The sequence below is a fragment of the Proteiniphilum saccharofermentans genome, assembly GCF_900095135.1.
GTDB lineage: Bacteria > Bacteroidota > Bacteroidia > Bacteroidales > Dysgonomonadaceae > Proteiniphilum > Proteiniphilum saccharofermentans.
In genome coordinates, this window is record NZ_LT605205.1 from 1,717,147 (window position 1) to 1,736,028 (window position 18,882).

15 protein-coding genes are annotated in these 18,882 nt (G+C 43.2%); 14 read left to right on the forward strand and 1 reads right to left on the reverse strand.

All coding sequences use genetic code 11. The annotated features are described in order from the left end of the window. Nucleotides 1-11: 11 nt before the first annotated feature. Nucleotides 12-806, forward strand: a complete 795-nt coding sequence (locus PSM36_RS17540; RefSeq protein ID WP_076929980.1) for a hypothetical protein — start codon at nt 12-14, stop codon at nt 804-806. Nucleotides 807-815: 9 nt separating this feature from the next. Then, entirely contained in the window at nt 816-1,553 is a 738-nt protein-coding gene (locus PSM36_RS06545; RefSeq protein ID WP_154670975.1) for a hypothetical protein, read from the forward strand. 413 nt (nt 1,554-1,966) lie between these two features. On the opposite strand, the gene PSM36_RS06555 is transcribed toward PSM36_RS06545, so the two are convergent. Beyond that, nucleotides 1,967-4,120: a DUF5686 family protein gene (locus PSM36_RS06555; RefSeq protein WP_076929989.1), complete on the reverse strand. Its 2,154-nt coding sequence runs from the start codon at nt 4,118-4,120 to the stop codon at nt 1,967-1,969. Between the two features lie 195 nt (nt 4,121-4,315). Between PSM36_RS06555 and PSM36_RS06565 the strand changes: the two genes are divergently transcribed. From PSM36_RS06565 to aroC, 12 genes are all read left to right on the forward strand, one after another. Further along, the gene (locus tag PSM36_RS06565) at nt 4,316-5,017 is read left to right on the forward strand and encodes a Crp/Fnr family transcriptional regulator (protein ID WP_076929993.1); all 702 of its coding nucleotides are present in this window, start codon (nt 4,316-4,318) and stop codon (nt 5,015-5,017) included. Between the two features lie 83 nt (nt 5,018-5,100). Continuing rightward, nucleotides 5,101-6,612 (forward strand): GH3 auxin-responsive promoter family protein, encoded by a 1,512-nt coding sequence (locus tag PSM36_RS06570; RefSeq protein ID WP_076929995.1) that lies wholly within the window; start codon nt 5,101-5,103, stop codon nt 6,610-6,612. Between the two features lie 135 nt (nt 6,613-6,747). Then, the gene (locus PSM36_RS06575; protein WP_076929997.1) at nt 6,748-7,563 is read left to right on the forward strand and encodes an outer membrane protein assembly factor BamD; all 816 of its coding nucleotides are present in this window, start codon (nt 6,748-6,750) and stop codon (nt 7,561-7,563) included. 41 nt (nt 7,564-7,604) lie between these two features. Then, complete coding sequence (locus PSM36_RS06580; protein WP_076929999.1) at nt 7,605-7,940, forward strand: DNA-directed RNA polymerase subunit omega; 336 nt, start codon at nt 7,605-7,607, stop codon at nt 7,938-7,940. Nucleotide 7,941: 1 nt separating this feature from the next. Further along, the gene (locus PSM36_RS06585) at nt 7,942-8,397 is read left to right on the forward strand and encodes a DUF4293 domain-containing protein (RefSeq protein WP_076930001.1); all 456 of its coding nucleotides are present in this window, start codon (nt 7,942-7,944) and stop codon (nt 8,395-8,397) included. A 400-nt stretch (nt 8,398-8,797) separates the two neighbouring features. Beyond that, complete coding sequence (locus tag PSM36_RS06590) at nt 8,798-9,712, forward strand: M48 family metallopeptidase (protein WP_076932104.1); 915 nt, start codon at nt 8,798-8,800, stop codon at nt 9,710-9,712. A gap of 131 nt (nt 9,713-9,843) precedes the next feature. Further along, the gene (locus PSM36_RS06595; RefSeq protein WP_076930003.1) at nt 9,844-12,576 is read left to right on the forward strand and encodes a DNA gyrase/topoisomerase IV subunit A; all 2,733 of its coding nucleotides are present in this window, start codon (nt 9,844-9,846) and stop codon (nt 12,574-12,576) included. Nucleotides 12,577-12,595: 19 nt separating this feature from the next. Next, on the forward strand, nt 12,596-13,441 hold the full coding sequence (locus PSM36_RS06600) for a DUF3316 domain-containing protein (RefSeq protein ID WP_076930005.1): 846 nt from the start codon (nt 12,596-12,598) through the stop codon (nt 13,439-13,441). A gap of 235 nt (nt 13,442-13,676) precedes the next feature. Then, nucleotides 13,677-14,849, forward strand: a complete 1,173-nt coding sequence (locus tag PSM36_RS06605) for a MalY/PatB family protein (RefSeq protein ID WP_076930007.1) — start codon at nt 13,677-13,679, stop codon at nt 14,847-14,849. A 161-nt stretch (nt 14,850-15,010) separates the two neighbouring features. Beyond that, the gene (locus tag PSM36_RS06610; protein WP_076930009.1) at nt 15,011-15,619 is read left to right on the forward strand and encodes an FKBP-type peptidyl-prolyl cis-trans isomerase; all 609 of its coding nucleotides are present in this window, start codon (nt 15,011-15,013) and stop codon (nt 15,617-15,619) included. A gap of 2 nt (nt 15,620-15,621) precedes the next feature. Continuing rightward, nucleotides 15,622-17,709, forward strand: a complete 2,088-nt coding sequence (locus PSM36_RS06615; RefSeq protein ID WP_197684921.1) for a cation:proton antiporter — start codon at nt 15,622-15,624, stop codon at nt 17,707-17,709. 71 nt (nt 17,710-17,780) lie between these two features. Further along, nucleotides 17,781-18,854 carry a chorismate synthase gene (gene aroC / locus PSM36_RS06620; RefSeq protein ID WP_076930011.1) on the forward strand — a complete coding sequence of 358 codons (1,074 nt, stop codon included), beginning with the start codon at nt 17,781-17,783 and terminating at the stop codon, nt 18,852-18,854. Nucleotides 18,855-18,882: the final 28 nt, after the last annotated feature.

An 18,882-nucleotide genomic window follows, 5' to 3' on the forward strand; every position in this document is an offset into this window, starting at 1 on the left:
CAGCTACAGCATTGATAGGAGCGGGGGTTGGTGGCGCGGTCTCCGGATCGTTGAATTTTGGAGGATTCCTTGGAGGAGCCGTCTCCGGCGGTGCAGGTGGCGGAGCTGCCGGTTTTGCGGGAGGAGCGGCAAATGCATGGTGGATTCAAGGAGCTAATTTTGAACAGGGATTCACCTCCGGGCTAATCGGTGGTGGCATTGGATTGGCAAGCGGAGCCATATTTGGAGGATTCTCAAGAGGAATAGCTGCAAAAAAAGGTGGATATGATTTTTGGAACGGTAAAAATATAGATACATTTAATTTAAATACTGACTTTGCCGGAGATATTGACCCCAGCTATAATGCTAAAAATGATACAGAATTATTGAAACAAAGAATGCTTGAAGAATATGGTGTGTCAGAAGGACCAATGCTAAAAAGAATTAGTGCTGATGGAACTGGCAGTTATAAGGTTACAATAAATGGTTACTACTTAGATTCAAAATCTAATCAGGTGGCGGGAGGACTAAATGTGAGACTTGACGATGGACGTAGTTTATTACATGTTGCTCCTCGTTATGTTAACGGAGATCTTGTCGCGTTTAGAGCAGTGGCAGGACATGAACTCGTCCATGCTTACCATAATTATAATTTTGTAGGGGCATTTAATCCTTTATACTCAGAAACAATAGCGCATAAATATACTTATAATGTATATCTTAGCTATGGCTATACAGATTTAGCAAACCTTCAATTAAAAAATATGTTTCAATTAGGCTTTTGGGGGTGGGCTCCAAAATCTTATCATGTTTCTATACCTTTTTAGATAAATCTTATGAAAAGAAATATTCTATTTTTGTTCCTAATCTGTTTTGCTTTTAAACTTCAATCTCAAAACTATACAATGAGTTTGAATATAAGGCCATATGAGTCATTATTCTTCTCTCTTGATTTTTTCGGTGAGGGGAAGTATTTTCTTGCTACGAGCCACCATTTTTATCGTACCAGTATTCACAGTTTACATCCGTTATCTTATGACAATTACAACCTAGTGGATGATACTTATACATTAGTTGATGAAGTAAATCAATATGAATTAAGCCTGAAAGTCGTGAATGTGTCAATACGAGGTGAAAATGAGACGGTCTTGAAAACTCTCCAAGGTTTTGGATGGATGAAAAACAACTTTTTCGTACTTAGGGATCAGAAAGCCGGTAATAATCGTTATCTGTTTGATGAGGTGCAAACTACAAAACGGGATGTACAATATGAAATAGAAAAACATCAGTCTATTTCTGAAAAAGAATTTGAACTTTCTATCGGTACATATGAATCACGTAATATAAACTATACTATTATTTTAAATTCAGATAATTCATATAGTATCAATTTATATGGATATCCTTTATCAGTAGGAAAATGGGAAAGACACAGAAATGTCTTGTTATTAAATGACACGTCTCTCGAAAAATATTTTACTGCATTAATAAGAAAAAAAGGAATACTTACCAGTATGTATTTACCATTTGAATTTAAAAAAAGAGACTTTGTTTATACTAGAAGCTCAAATTGATAATATTCCTATCTTTTATAGTATTTATAATATGTTATTATTCTATTTTTATTTCAAAATGTAAAGTCTCTGTTATATGATAAAATACACTGTGTGGGGGACAAGAGGTTGAGCAAAGAGCTGGTGTCTGATATAGAAATCGCTTTTGAAGATTTTATGCAGACAGGAGCTGGAGGAAAAAATGAGAAATTCATTTTTATAGAGATAGTAGAGGGAAATGATTTCAATGAACTGTATCTATGCTCTACGAGGTATATTTTTGGAATAATGTTTAAAAGACCTGATTGCTATTTTAAGTGTAATGATACAATAGGATATTTGTACACTAAAGATTACATCCATGTATAAGATTCTGTTTGGTTGAAAAAGGTCTTAACAGAGACCTAGGCACCTAACCACTTTTCTACTTATACTCAGAACTCAAACGCCGCCCGCACTCCTACCTGCCTGAATCCGGTTTTGTGGAAGGAGGTGAAGAAGCCGGCATTGAAAAAACGGTTGCCGATACCATATCCGAGTTCGGTATAGGAGACGATTTGTGGAGTATATAACTGACTCAGGTAAATTCGTTCATTCTCTGCAAAATCAGATACAAACGGAATATTTTTCAGTATCAGGAAAGGAGCTTCAAACATGGTATGTGCCTGGATATATGAGTCGGAAGCGTTATACAGGTCGCGACTCAGTAGATTAAAAATACCTCCCAGGCCGTCATTCCAGTTTTCAGGGAAATTGCTTTTGGAGAAATAGACAAAATCGGCAAAGTACTCGGTTTTTTGGTTGATAAATTTACCGGCTCCCACATGGTACTGAAGAGAATGTCTCAATCCGAAAGATATGTTCTGGCTGATATCCAATTCTATGCGGTTATACTCCGATGTACTTCCAAGAATATGCTGGAAACTTCGGGATAACTCCAGTTTGAAGGTTGGAAAGGGTGACCGTTCATAGATTTTCTGTCGTCCGTCATACCGGTAATATTGTCTCGGAGTCCAACTGATACGGATAAACGGGGCAAATGACTTCTTGGTGCCGAACATGTCTTCTATCGGTTCACTGTCGGGGGTGGCAGAGCGTAGTTTGCTCATGTTGTCCTTACTTTTTCTGATATGGTAATCGATGCCGGTGTGTAAAAGTAATCCGTTGGTCACTTCGTAGGTGTTAAAGAGTTTCAGATAATAATCCCTGTAATAATTCACAGAGATATCCTCGAAGTTGATCCCCCGGTTATTGAGGCTGTCCTGTATCTGGTCGACGAAGAGCGAACTGTAAATCGGATTACCGTTCCCGATGGAAATGGTGGCGCTTCCCAGCCGGTAAGGATCATAATTCCACGTAGTGGTCAGATCTGTGAAGAACTCTTTACGACGGAACATATAGCCTGCAAAGGCTTTCATATTTACTGTACGGTTATGTGTCAAATCGAAATTAAATGATAATTTCTGGCGATAGGTAACGCCATCACGTGAAGTATATCCCACCATCAGGGGATTGAGTAATCCCGAATAACCTATTGCCGTTGAACGGTATTTGTAGTTCGAGTTCATCACCATACGTTGGGCTACCTGTTGTGCGATATTAGGGGGGCGGATAGAATCCCCATTGGCTTTACGGGCTGCCTCCTCTGCCTGTCGTTGCAGATATTGTGTTATTACATCCTTTTCTATAGCCTGCAAAGGTATGGGACGGCGTTTATTCCAAAAGGCAGAGTCGCTCTGTAATGGTACAGAGTCCAGCCTTATTTTGTAAAAGTCACTGATATTGAGAGACCGTACCGGTTCCGTAGTCCGCCTCAACTGTATCTCCCGATAGTCGATTGTTGCCAGATGCCTGCTTGCCAGTACATTTCCCAGATATGAAGATGTTTCATAAATGATAAACTGTACCGGCAAATAGTGGGTGACCCACTCGTCCCCCATAGTTATCTCGAACATAAAATTGGAGAATATATCAATTCCCTCACCCCTGAAGAAAATCACCCGCCAGGTTCCTTTTTCAATGATAAATGTACCTTTCAGGAGTTTGCTGTTTTCGTAAATAGGGCTGTAGTCAATGCTGTAATAAACCTTTTCGTTTTCTGTAAAGGTGCGTGCCAGGCTGTAACGATAATATTTCGATGTTTTTAACCTGATAGGCATGAAAAAACTTTCCTCATTGGTCGTTTCCCCGTAAATATTGATATTCAACAGTTCGAAAGGTATCATGTCGATATCTTTCTTGCCGGTAAGTGTCCCGGTCACGTGACGTACATCCTGTACATAACTGTTGGGATAGTCGAATCGCAGATCGCTGATGGTCTCGATTAATGCCGTTTCATTATGGGGGTCGTGCAGGACAAAATCGGGGATTAGGTGAGTATATTTATAAAGGAGATTCTTTTTCAGAGTCTCTACATAGGTACGTGTATATACTTCCGCTGAAAAACTTTCTACCAGATTGTTATATTTTTCGGCAGCATTCATTGCCCTCTTCATGATGGTATCCACAGGTAGTTCCGTCTGTAATGCGAAACTTTTGAAGGAAGCAATTATCAGAAACAGGATATATACAGTGACTTTCCCTTTCATTTATTATAAGCTACAAACTTACATTTTTTTTTTTACCGTCGAAAATTTTTATAAAAAGGATCATATTAAAAAAATGGTTTTTATTATCGAAAAAAATATTTCTGCAGACTCCGGAAAGCAAAAAAGATGCTTTTTGACGATTGTTTATAAAAAAAACGGTATATTTGTGTTTTAGAACATAGTTCTATAACATTCATGGCCGCAAAGAAAAGAGATGAAATTGATTTATCCTCCTCGCTACCCGACATCTGGAGGATGTTGACGGACGCTGAGCGTGAAATTTTGCGCGGTAGTGCCCGCATAGTGCATTTTAAGAAGAATGAACTGATTTATCTTGAAGAGGATACACCGAAAGAGTTGATGTGCCTTTTCTCCGGAAAGGTGAAGATCTTCAAGAGTGGAGTCGGTGGGCGTAGCCAAATTATAAGGATCATACGTCCTATACAATACTTTGGTTACAGGGCTTACTTTGCGCGGGAAAATTATGTGACGGCCGCCATGGCGTTCGAGTCATGTACCGTCTGCATGATCCCTATGGAGTTGATAGAAAAATTCCTGAGAGGGAATGGTAATTTGGCTTTCTTCTTTATCCAGATGTTATCAGTTGACCTTGGTATTGCTGACCAACGGGTTGTCAATCTTACCCAGAAGCATGTGCGTGGCAGACTGGCAGAATCGCTATTAGCCCTGAAGGAAAGCTATGGGCTGGAAGAAGATGGTGCTACCATAAATATTTATCTGGCACGGGAAGACTTGGCCAGCCTCTCCAATATGACTACTTCCAATGCTATTCGAACCCTTTCCAATTTTGTGAATGAACGCATCATCGCTATCGATGGAAGAAAAATAAAGATTATCGATGAAGAACGACTTCACAAAATAAGCCGCATGGGATAATTCTTTTTTTAATTAAATTGTGACTTTGTTTTTCGGATTTTCGAATCCCGTGCCTACCTTTGCGTTTCAATTCATTATAAAGAATGATTCAGAAGATAACCCGCTCAATACTCACCGGCTATTACAGGCCGGTGAAAAAATTTGTAGAAGACCCGCTGGGAATACAACAACGAACCTTGGACTATTTGCTCAAGCATGGGCGGAATACACTCTACGGAAAAGAAAATAACTTCCATTCCATTCGAAACAGCAGCGATTTTGCCAGGATACCCGTTATCTCGTATGAAGAGTTGCGCCCCTGGCTCGACAGGATAATCCTCCATAAGCAGCAGGAGGTACTTTGGGATACCCCTGTGAAGTGGTTCGCCATGTCGTCAGGTACTACCGAGGACAAGAGTAAATATATTCCTGTTACTAAAGAGTCGTTATACAACGGCAACTATCGTGCCGGTTACCATATGTTAGGAGTTTACGCCCGGCATCACCCCGATACCGCATTTATATTGGGTAAAACATTGGTATTGGGAGGGAGCCAGCAAATCAACCGTATTGGTGGCGATATCTATACGGGTGATATATCAGCTATTCTGATGAGGAACCTCCCGGCTGTGGCAAAGAGAAGAAGGACTCCTGAGGGGATTGCCTTATTGCCCGACTGGGAAGAAAAACTGCAAAAGTTAGCAGACTATGCGGTGAAAGCTGATATCCGTGCTATGGTTGGAGTGCCCTCATGGATGTTGGTACTGCTGAAAAAGATCGTGGAAGATACCGGCCGTACCATCCCTGAGATATGGCCTCACCTTGAAGTATTCTTCCATGGGGGAGTCAGTTTTCTTCCTTTTCAAGAGCAGTATGAGAAATTGATCCCTTCGGCAAAGATGCGGTATTGGGAAACTTATAATGCTTCGGAGGGATTCTTCGGTGTGCAGTTCTCACCTGCTTCCAAAGATATGTTATTGTTGCTCGATAACGAAGTATATTATGAATTTATTCCTTCCGGGGAGTGGGACAAGAATAATCCGGTTGCCGTGCCCCTGAGCGGAGTGGAGACCGGCAGGCAATATGCTGTGGTGATTTCCACCAGTGGAGGACTTTGGCGTTACAGGATAGGGGATACCATTCAATTCACCTCAACACACCCTTACCTCTTCAAGATTACAGGGCGTACTAAACAATTTATCAATGCTTTCGGTGAAGAGTTGATTGTTGAAAATGCCGATAAGGCTATCAATGAAGCATGCCGCCTTACCGGATCAAAAGTGACCGAATATACCGCAGCGCCCGTCTACTTCGGAGAGCAGAGTAATGGAGCCCACGAGTGGCTTATCGAATTCGAGACTCCACCTGCTAATCTTGTGGAATTCACGCATATTCTCGACGAAAGCCTGAAACGACTCAATTCCGACTATGAGGCAAAACGCTCCTATAACCTTTCACTTGGCATGCCGGTGGTAAAGATTATGGAAAAAGATACTTTCTACAACTGGATGAAACAGAGGGAGAAAACCGGAGGACAGAACAAAGTACCCAAGCTTTCCAACGACCGGAAGTATGTGGACAGTATTCTCTATTTTATAGGAAACAACACCCAATAATTGGTAATTGGTAATTGGTAATTGGTAATTTTCTAATTGTATCCAAATCCTAAAATTGAATAAAAACTCCCGATCTGTTATCCATTAATGAGAAAGATTCCGTAAATTTGCACCCTAAAACCCACATGTGACGTAATGAGAATAAAATTGTGCTACTTTTTACTACTCGCTTTGGCATTGAGTTCCTGTAACGAGTACAACAAAATTCTGAAAAGTACCGATAGGGACTTGAAATACAGCTATGCCAAAAAGTATTTTGAGGAGGGGAAATACAACCGTTCCATCACATTGCTGGAAGAGTTGGTTACCTTTATGAAAGGAACGGCGCAGGCCGAAGAATCGCTTTATCTCCTGGCCCAGAGCCATTATAACTCAAAAGACTATTATTCGGCAACGCAGTGGTTCACCTCTTATTACAACACTTATCCCAGTGGTGAGTATGCCGAACCGGCTCTTTTCTATTCGGCTTACGGCATGTATCTCGACTCGCCCGAAGCGCGTTTGGATCAGACTAAAACTTATACGGCGATTGCTGAATTTCAGAAATATATTGAACGGTATCCTCAGACAGAAAGGGCAGAACAAGCGAAAAACTACCTGTTTGAATTGCAGGAGAAATTGGCATATAAAGAGTTGCTGGCTGCCCAGCTCTATCTGAACCTTGGAAATTATATGGGGAATAATTACGAGTCTGCGGTTATCACTGCCCGTGAGGCGATGAAGAGCTATCCTTTCTCCAAATATCAGGAGGAGTACCAGATGACTATCCTGCGCGCCCGCTTTGAATATGCACAGAATAGTACGTTACGGGCACAACCCGAGCGTTACCGTTCGGTGGTCGATGAATATTTCAACTATAAAAATTCATTCCCCGAAGGTAAATATATGGCTGAAGCCGACAGGTATTACCGTGAAGCACAACAGAAAATAGATGTGCTTCCGACTTCCTGATCAATTATGTAAAATAGAAAAAACAAGACATATAATAAAAAATGGATTACAAGAAAATTGCTGCAAGCACCAACACCGAGACACGCGATGTAATGAAAATGTCGGATCCGGTGGGTAACGTATATGAAATGGTGATGGTTATCAGTAAGAGGGCAAACCAGTTGGCCGTTGAAATGAAACAGGATCTCGATGCCAAACTACAGGAATTCGCTTCTTACAGCGATAATCTGGAAGAGGTGTTCGAAAATCATGAACAGATAGAGATATCCCGTTTCTACGAAAAATTACCTAAACCCTCTCTGTTGGCTATAGAAGAGTGGAAAGAAGGAGAGATTTATTATCGCAATCCGTCCAAGGAAAAAGAAATGTTCGGATAATATGTTGCAACGTGTCCAAACGGTTTTTCTCCTTTTGGCAGCAGCAGCCATGCTGATTGCCTCCGTAACGCCTTTGGCGCTGTTCCTCTATAATGCCGACCAGGCAGTGTTTGAGGCAATGGGTGTCTACCTGAACGGCCAACTCAACGACTCTACGTGGGGACTGTTTGCCATAGGTGCTGCCAGTTCTGTACTGGCACTTTTTACGGTCTTTCTCTACAAAAAAAGGATGTTGCAGATACGCTTCTCCATCTTCAATATTATCCTCATGATAGGGTTTTATCTCTATTTCGGATTTATTGTATATCAACTCGCATCAGTAGAGAGTCTCCACTTTCAAAAAGTGGGTATAGGAATTATCATGCCTGTGATTGCTATTATCCTCACCATCCTTGCCATTCGAAGAATAGGTGCCGACGAAGCGCTGGTGCGGTCGCTCAACAGGCTTAGGAAGTAAAAGCGGAAATCACATACAAGATCATAATTATAAGGGTAGCTTGTCGACTATTTACCGGCAGGTTACCCTTTTTTATGGGGATTCACACCATTTTAAATTGGATTTTTTTATACTTTTGCCAAAATTGATTTAATGATTTAATGATTTAATGATTTAATGATTTAATGATTTAATGATTTAATGATTTAATGATTTAATGATTTAATGATTTAATGATTTAATGATTTAATGATTTAATGATTTAATGATTTAATGATTTAATGATTTAATGATTTAATGATTTAATGATTTAATGATTTAATGATTTAATGATTTAATGATTTAATGATTTAATGATTTAATGATTTAATGATTTTGAATCTTTGAATCTTGAATCTTTGAATTCAAAAAAATGAATAATATGGAACAAAAGAAATTACAAAGAACAATAAAATTCACGCTCGTGATATTTATGGCGGCGTTGTTCTTGGAGTCATGCGGGAGCGTGCCGTTTACCGGAAGAAGGCAGCTCCAGTTAGTATCCAATGAAGAGGTGATGGCATTGAGCCTGCAACAATATCAGGAGTTTATGCGTACAGCTCCCGTTGAAAGGGGTACGCCCAATGCACAGATGGTAAGCCGTGTCGGCACCCGGATCGCTAATGCGGTAAAAACTTTTTATACCAACAACGGTTATGCGTCGGAACTCGATAATTATGCATGGGAATTTAATTTGGTGAAAGAGAATAGTGTGAATGCCTTTGCTATGCCGGGCGGTAAGGTGGTCGTTTACACCGGCCTGCTTTCAGTCACCCAAACCGAAGAAGCATTAGCGGTGGTTATGGGACATGAAATAGCCCATGTGCTCGCCCGCCACTCCAATGAGAGATTGAGTCAACAAGTGGCTTTGCAATATGGAGGTGCCATTGCAGGGGGACTTTTGGGTAATTCGCAGGTTATGCAACAACTTGGAAGTACCGTCTTTGGTCTGGGAGCACAATATGGAGTGATGATGCCCTATGCACGGAAACATGAGTATGAAGCCGATGAGATCGGATTGATACTCATGGCTATAGCCGGTTATGATCCCCGGGTTGCAGTTCCTTTCTGGACAAGGATGGCACAACAATCAGGCGGATCCCAGGTTCCTGAAGCCTTGAGTACACACCCTAACGACAATAACCGCATCACACGTATTGAGTCCATTATGCCCAATGTGTTACAATATTATAAAGGTTCAGGTGTCCAGAACAATACAAAGGAACCTATTAAAACCAACGTAACGGTACCTGCGGAAACAGGCAAAGCAAAGACTTCCGAAGAGTGGACTTTCTGATTTGGCAATTATCCTTAAAATTGTTATCTTTGAACGATAATTCAATGTGACTAATGTGCCAAAGTTTCAACGCATTTTTTGAACGGTGAAAACGTTCCGGAATGCGTGGTTTTTGATTCTAAACAAAATATATGTCTCCCAAATTACCTAACGACGACGATATTACAGAGAGAGAGGAAAATATGGAAGAGGATGAAGCTCTTCTCTCTTCCGAGTCTTTTTCCGGTTCCAAAGTGCCGGTAAGGCTGGGCGACGACAGTTCGCTCAACCTCTCCAAGATGTATCAGAACTGGTTCCTCGATTACGCTTCCTATGTGATCCTCGAACGTGCTGTGCCGCACATCTCCGACGGCCTTAAGCCGGTACAGCGCCGTATCCTGCACGCCATGAAACGGATGGACGATGGTCGCTATAATAAAGTGGCTAATATTATCGGGACGACCATGCAGTACCACCCCCACGGAGATGCCTCTATCGGGGATGCACTGGTACAACTGGGACAAAAAGACCTACTGATAGATTGTCAGGGTAACTGGGGGAATATCCTTACTGGTGACGGTGCTGCCGCACCTCGTTATATCGAAGCACGACTCAATAAGTTTGCCCTTGAAGTACTCTTCGATCCGAAGACCACCGAGTGGAAAGCATCATATGACGGTCGTAATAAAGAGCCGGTTACATTGCCTGCAAAATTTCCACTTCTTCTGGTGCAAGGTGCCGAAGGAATTGCTGTAGGACTCTCTTCCAAAATATTGCCCCACAACTTTAATGAAGTGTGCGACGCAGCCGTGAGTTATCTACAGGAGGAGGAATTCACGCTCTATCCTGATTTCCAGACCGGGGGATATATCGATGTGGAAAAATATAACGATGGTGAAAGAGGCGGTTCAGTGAAGATCCGCACTACCATCTCCAAGATAGATAACAAGACATTAGTCATAAAAGATATACCTTACGGGAAAACTACTGCCGGACTGGTAGACTCCATCCTCAAGGCCAACGAAAAGGGAAAGATCAAGATCAAAAAGGTGGACGATATCACGGCGCAAAACGTGGAGATCCATGTGCAACTGGCACCCGGCGTCTCTTCCGATAAAACCATAGATGCCCTCTATGCCTTTACCGATTGTGAGATAAGCATTTCTCCCAACTGTTGCGTCATTGATGATAACAGGCCCCACTTCCTTACCGTAAGCGATGTGTTACGCTCGTCCGTCGATACTACCCGTGAACTGTTGCGTCGTGAGCTGGAGATTGAAAAAAGCGAAAAACAGGAAGCGCTCCTGTTTGCATCACTGGAAAAGATATTTATAGAAGAGCGTATCTATAAAGATAAAGAGTTCGAGAATGCTAAAAATATGGATATTGCCGTAATGCATATCGATCAACGTCTCGAACCCTATAAGCCTTCTTTTTTGCGTGAGATCACCCGGGATGATATTCTCAGGCTGATGGAGATCAGGATGGGACGCATCCTCAAATTCAATTCCGACAAGTCGGATGAATTAATTGCCAAACTGAAAGAAGAGATCGGCGAAATCGACCATAACCTCAACCACCTCGTCGATTATACTATCGCCTGGTTCCTGATGCTCAAGGAGAAGTATGGTAAGAACTTCCCGCGCCGTACCATCATCCGTAGTTTTGAAAACATCGAGGCTACCAAAGTGGTCGAAGCCAATGAGAAACTCTATATAAACCGTGAAGAGGGATTTATCGGTACCGGCATGAAAAAGGACGAGTTTGTCTGCAACTGCTCCGATATCGATGATATCATTGTCTTTTTCAAGGATGGAAAATATAAGGTAGTAAAAGTCAGTGACAAGATGTTCGTCGGTAAAGGCATCCTTTATGCCGGTGTCTTCAAAAGAAACGACAAACGTACTATCTATAATGTGGTATACCGTGATGGTAAGAAAGCGCCGCATTACATTAAACGATTCGCTGTTACCGGTATCACTCGTGATAAGGAATATGACCTTACCCGGGGAAAAGCGGGTTCGCGCATTGCATACTTCAGTGTCAATCCCAATGGTGAGGCTGAAACCATCAGAGTGATCCTGAAGCCCAAACCACGTATGCGTATTCTCCAGTTCGAAAAAGATTTCAGCGAGATCGAGATCAAAGGGAGACAGGCTATGGGGAATATTCTTACCAAAGCCGAAGTACATCGTATTCAACTTAAACAAAAAGGGGTGTCAACACTTGGCGGTCGCAAGGTGTGGTTCGACCCCGACGTCTTCCGCCTCAACTACGAAGGTAGCGGCAAATTCCTTGGTGAATTCCAGGGGGATGATATGATCCTTGTAGTGACTACCGACGGGGAGTATTATATCTGTAATTTCGATCTAACCAACCATTTTCCACATAATATACTCCATATCGGGAAATATGATGAGCATAAAGTATGGACAGCCGCCCTCTTTGATGCTGATCAGGGATATGCTTACCTGAAACGGTTTACCTTTGAGCCATCGGAGAAACCGCTTCGATTTGTGGGTGATAACACCGACTCCCGCTTGTTCTTGCTGACCGATGCGGTTTATCCCAGGGTAAAAGCTGTCTTTGGAGGACATGACGATTTCCGGGAACCACTGGAGATTGACGTGGAAGAATTTATTGGTGTGAAAAGCTATAAGGCAAAAGGCAAGCGTATCTCCAACTACGAGGTGACAGAGGTGGAAGAATTGGAACCGCTTCGTTTCCCCGAACCGGAAGAGGAGCCACAGCAGACAATGAAAGTGGAGATCACTGAAGAGAATGGAGATAACGGTGAAAATGGTGAAAATGGGGAAAACGTTGACGAGGATATCTCTGATGCCGATTTACGTGATGAGATCACCGGCCAGATGAAGTTGTTTTAACTCTGCAGATAAAAACAAAATGAAGAAAACGGCACTACTGTTTAGTATATGGATCGGTATTCTTTGCGTGACGGTTTCACAGGAGAACCGCTCCCTCATACTTCCGGTAGATCCTGTCAACCAAGCTGCTCTCCTGGGTATCGGGAAGGCATTTCTCAACGACACCTATCTTTCGCCTCTTAGGTATAGTGGTATCAGCATATCCCTTATGCATGACCGTATAAAGGGAACCCCTCACTTTAATGGTTGCCTGCTCTTGCAACAGCAGTTCCTTATACAGACAGCGATCACCAAAAACCCTACAGCCTCGGCTTCGGAGTATTACGGTGACCTCGATTACCGGCTTACCGGGTTTTATCCACTGTTTGCCGGCTCCAATCTAAGGCTCTATGGTGGCGGAGGGTGGGAAGCCTCACTGGGTGGCATTTACAACGTGCGGAATTCCAATAATCCCGGTTCATTGAAGGTGTCAACCAACTTCAACCTTTCGGCTATGGCTATCTACAACTGGAAGATCTTTACCTTCCGGTGGCAGCTTTCCACACCCTTTGCAGGTATGTTCTTCTCTCCTGAATATGGACATTCCTATTACGAAATATTTACGCTTGGAAATAATAAAGGAACCGTTCATTTCGGATCTTTTCATAATCAACAGGCATTGCGCAACTATTTTTCAGTCGATGTGCCGGTACATAATATCACTCTCCGTGCCGCCTATTTGGGGGATTACTACAATACAGACGTGAATGAGCTTGTTACCAGGATTGTTTCCCATCAGTTCATGATCGGACTTGTAGTGGAATCTCTCAATTTCGGAGGAAAAAAGGTGCGTGACAATCCCTCGCTTCCGTCTGTGTATTATTAATGGAATGGAGAGCGGGAGACGAGGTGACTGGGAAGAAAGGGAGTGAAGAGTGAAGAATGAAGAGTGAAGAATGAAGAATGAAGAGTGAAAAGTGAAGAGTGAAGAATGAAAAGGGATTTGTTGATTTAACGATTTTGAATTTTTGAATTTTGAATTTTTGAATTGAAAATCGACGGAGTCAATTAACAATCAGCGTAGCTAAATCTTGGAATCCCAAATCCGAAATATAAAAATAATGCAATATAATTTCGATGAAATAGTAGACCGTTCGGGCAGCAATGCAGTTAAGCTGGAGAAGTTAAAACCTGTATTCGGACATGAGGATCTTATCCCGCTATGGGTAGCAGATATGGAATTCAAGTCCCCGCCGGCAATTATAGAAGCGTTGAAACAACGTGTGGAACATGGTGTTTTTGGTTATACCCTCCCTTCTGAAGAATATACCTCTTCCATTGTCAATTGGCTCGAAAGACGCCACCATTGGCAGATAAAAGGAGAACATATCAATTTTGTACCCGGTGTAGTCAAAGGATTTGCCTTTGCCATCGACGAATTTACGAACAAGGGAGACAAAGTGATTATCCAACCGCCTGTATATCACCCATTCCGTATCGTCACCTCATCACTCGGACGTGAGGTGGTCAACAATCCGCTTATCCTCGAAAATGGGCAGTACAAGATGGATTTCGAAGGTTTACGCAAGATCGCTTCAGATGGCGACTGCAAGATGCTGATTCTTTGTAATCCCCATAATCCCGGTGGTAGAGCCTGGTTTCCCGAAGAATTGAGTGAACTGGCTGACATCTGCCATGAAAACAATATACTGGTCGTCTCAGATGAGATCCATGCAGATATGGCTTTGAAAGGTTATCGGCATACTCCTTTCGCATCAGTATCTCCGAAAGCGGAAGAGATTTCACTTACCCTTATGGCACCCAGCAAAACCTTCAATATTGCCGGAATTGTCAGCTCATTCGCGGTCATCCCCAATGGGGAGATAAGGAGAAGATATCTTGCTTACCTCGAACCACGTGAATTGCAACAGGGAACCATCTTTGCTTTTACTGCTACGCGTGCGGCTTATGACGAATGCGAGGAGTGGCTTGACCAGATGTTGGCTTATGTGCAGGCCAATATTGATTTTGTGGATGAATATCTCAAAGAGAATATCCCTGAAATAAAAGCTATCCTGCCTGAGGCCTCTTTCCTGATATGGCTCGACTGTCGTGCGCTTAACCTGACTCAACGGGAACTTGTAAAACTCTTTATAGAAAAAGCTCATCTGGCGTTGAACGACGGTACTATGTTCGGTCCCGGCGGTGAGGGTTTCATGCGACTTAATGCGGGGTGTCCACGCACCCTACTCGAAAAGGGATTAAATAATTTAAAAAAAGCAGTACACCCCTAAACATCGATGCCACTCAGTTGTTAGTTAATTGTATAGTATAGATGGATCAAGTCTTGAATTGAAACAACGTTCGGCAGAGCCAAAATCGACGTGGTCAATTAAAAATCAGCGAAGCTAAATCATTAAATCATTAAATCATTAAATATTAAAATAAAGGAACAATGCAAATCTCAGACAATAAATACGTTACAGTTACCTATGACCTGAATGTAGGCGAAGGTGAAGAGCGGGAATTGATGGAGCGGGCAACTGCCCAACAACCGTTGGAATTTATTTTCGGTACCAATTCCATGCTCGAAGCATTCGAGAATCAACTCAGGGGGCTTTCGCAAGGAGATAAATTCTCTTTCCGGCTTACTCCGGAAGAGGCTTATGGTGATTACGACGACACTAAAGTACTTGAACTGCCCAAAAATATTTTCGAGATCGATGGGAAAATCGACGGGGAAGTGCTTTTTGAAGGGAACACCCTTCCAATGATGGATTCTTCCGGTAACCGGCTTATGGGATCCGTCGTTTCTATCGGTGACGAAGTGGTCACTATGGATTTTAACCATCCGCTGGCAGGAGAGATCATGCATTTCGAAGGAACGGTGATGGGGGTGAGGGAAGCCTCTGTCGAAGAAATCGCGGCCCTCTTTTCCGGTGGTTGTGGCTGTGGTTCCGGCGGTTGCGGATCGGGTGAAGAAGGCGGATGCGGTTGCGGTTCTTCCGACGAAAGTATGTCGGGTGGTTGCGGCTGTGGTTCCGGCGGTTGTGGTAGCTGTTGACGATGATGTTATTATCATTAGATTTATCTTTACCCATCAGTAATCCTACGGTGCAGTTTCTGATCCTGTTCGTAATCGTATTGTTGGCACCTATAATTTTCAACAAGATCAGGATACCGTCACTGATAGGTCTTATTATTGCAGGGGCTGTGATAGGTCCTTACGGTGTCGGTTTGATGTTGCGCGACAGCAATATGATCATGCTGGGGAACGCCGGGTTGCTCTATATCATGTTCCTTGCGGGTATAGAGATTGATGTGGCTGAGTTCAGGAAGAACAGTGCAAAAAGCCTGGTATTCGGAATGCTTACTTTCTCTATTCCCATGATCATCGGTACGTTTGCCGGCTTGTACCTGCTCAACCTCACACTTGTCTCATCCATATTGCTGGCAAGTATGTTCGCTTCCCATACGTTGGTGGCATATCCCATCATCAGTAAGCTGGGAGCGGGAAAGAACAGGGCCGTTACTGTTGCGGTGGGGGGGACAATGATCACCGATACGCTGGCGCTGCTGGTACTGGCCATCATCGTCAGCATGAACGAGGGACAGGTTACCCCGGCCTTCTGGACGCAGATGACCCTCTCGTTGATCCTTTTTTCACTGGTCGTTGTTTTTCTTTTTCCCGTTGTCGGAAGATGGTTCTTCAAGAAATTTCATGACAGCACGTCGCAATTTATCTTTGTGATGACGATGATATTCCTTGGCGGATTCCTTGCCGAACTGGCCGGAATTGAGGCGATTATCGGGGCTTTCCTCGCCGGGCTTTCCATGAACAGGCTTATCCCTCATGTTTCTTCATTGATGAACAGGATCGGCTTCGTGGGAAATGCCATCTTTATTCCCATATTCCTTATCAGTGTGGGAATGCTCATTGATTACCATGCCTTTGTCACTGGATTCGAAACTCTTAAAGTGGCAGTGGTGATGACAGTGGTGGCCATTCTTGCCAAGTTCCTGGCCGCATGGGTTACACAAAAGATTTACGGCTATACCAAAGCCGAACGTATGCTTATCTTCGGACTCAGCAACGCCCAGGCGGCTGCCACATTGGCTGCGATAATGGTGGGACACAGAGTGGGGTTACTCGATGACAGCATCCTCAACGGCACTATTGTCATGATCCTTGTCACATGCACCGTTGCCTCTTTCCGTGCACAAAAAGGGGCAGTGGAAATATCTCTCTCAGAAGGGATGGTAAAAGAGGAAGAAGGGAATCCGGATGAGCGCATCCTTATTCCTATCGCCAATAAAGATACGCTCAGAGACTTGATCGATCTTAGCCTGACCATTAAGTCCAAGGCTAATGTAGACAACGTCTATGCGCTCAATATCATCAAGAGTACTGAAGCCACCTCGGAGACGGAGAAAGCTTCGGAAAAATTACTTGAAGAGGCTGTTATGCTGGGTGCCGGTGCCGACACAGCCATTCAGCCTCTGCAACGTTACGATATGAACGTACTCAATGGAATCCTTGGAGTAGTGAAGAAATATGCTATCACCGATATTGTGATGGGGCTTCACGTAAAACAGCAGATATCGGAGTCTTTTCTTGGAAATCTTGTGGAGGGGGTACTTAATAAGTGCCAGTCTACTCTTTTCGTATATAAGGCCATACAACCATTGGGTACGATTAAACGCAGGCTGGTTATCATTCCACCCAATGCCGATAGAGAGGTCGGTTTCTCACTCTGGTTATCCAAAATATGGAATTTAGGTCGTAACTCAGGCGGGAAGCTAAGTTTCTATGCTGCCAATGAGATACTCGATACCCTTCGCTATGTACACAAGATACATCCTATAGATGCGGAATTCAATGAATTTAGTGATTGGAGAGAGTTTGTTAAACTGGCAAAAGAGGTCGGGAAAAATGATGGATTGGTTATTGTGATGAGCCGTCAGCGGAAGATATCTTACGACCCTGTCATGCGTAATATCCCCGATTATATCAACAAGCATTTTAAAGATACCAATTTTATGTTGCTTTACCCGGTACAATCAACTTCCGTAGAAGATTATCATAACGATATGACCAATGCCTCACTGATAACGCCTGTCCGTAATCAGGATGGATTTGGTGCTACTCCTTGATAAGGGATAATACTTTAATATACTGTGCACGACAATTGGTAATTTGTAATTAGTAATTAGTAATTTCTACAATGAATACATTCGGAACAATATTCAGGTTGACATCATTCGGAGAATCGCATGGTGCAGCTGTGGGAGGTGTCATAGATGGCTGCCCCCCCGGGTTGGAACTCGATATGGATTTTATACAGTCGGAGCTCGACAGGCGCCGTCCCGGCCAGTCCCGTATCACTACTCCCCGTAAGGAAGCCGACAAAGTGGAATTTCTTTCGGGAGTATTTGAAAATAAAACTACCGGCGCTCCTATCGGTTTCATTGTGAGGAACGAGAATCAGCAGTCGTCCGATTACGATAACATCAAAGAGGCTTTTCGCCCTTCGCATGCCGATTTCACCTATCAGCAGAAATATGGTATCCGTGATTACCGGGGTGGTGGACGGTCGTCTGCGCGGGAAACCATAGCCCGTGTGGTGGCCGGTGCTGTGGCAAAACTTTACCTCCGTCGTCTCAATATAGATATTACAGCCTATACTTCACAGGTGGGCGATATTGCATTGGAGAATGATTACAGGATATACGACCTTTCACGTACGGAAGATAATTTTGTCCGTTGTCCCGATCCTGATATAGCGGAACAAATGATCAAATTGATTCAGGAGGTACGCTATCAGGGAGATACTATCGGCGGTACTATCACCTGTGTGGTCAAAGGTACACCGGCAGGTTTGGGAGAACCTGTTTTTGGCAAACTTCACGCCATGTTAGGCTCCGCTATGTTGAGTATCAATGCCGTAAAAGGTTTCGAATATGGTTCCGGATTTAGCGTAGTTGCCCGCGGTTCAGAGGTAAACGACTCTTTCTATAACGACAATGGCAGGGTGAATACCCGCACTAATAATTCCGGAGGGATTCAGGCCGGCATTTCCAATGGGCAGGATATCTATTTTCGGGTGGCTTTTAAACCGGTTTCTACTATCCTCCGGGAGCAACAGACAGTAGATATGCATGGCAATGATACGATCATTAAAGCCCGTGGACGACATGATCCTTGTGTGTTGCCCCGTGCAGTACCCATTGTGGAAGCCATGGCCGCCATTACGCTTCTGGATGCTTATCTGCTCTCGAAAGCAACAGCCTTGTTTTAGATTGATGGGAGATTGATGGGAGATTGAA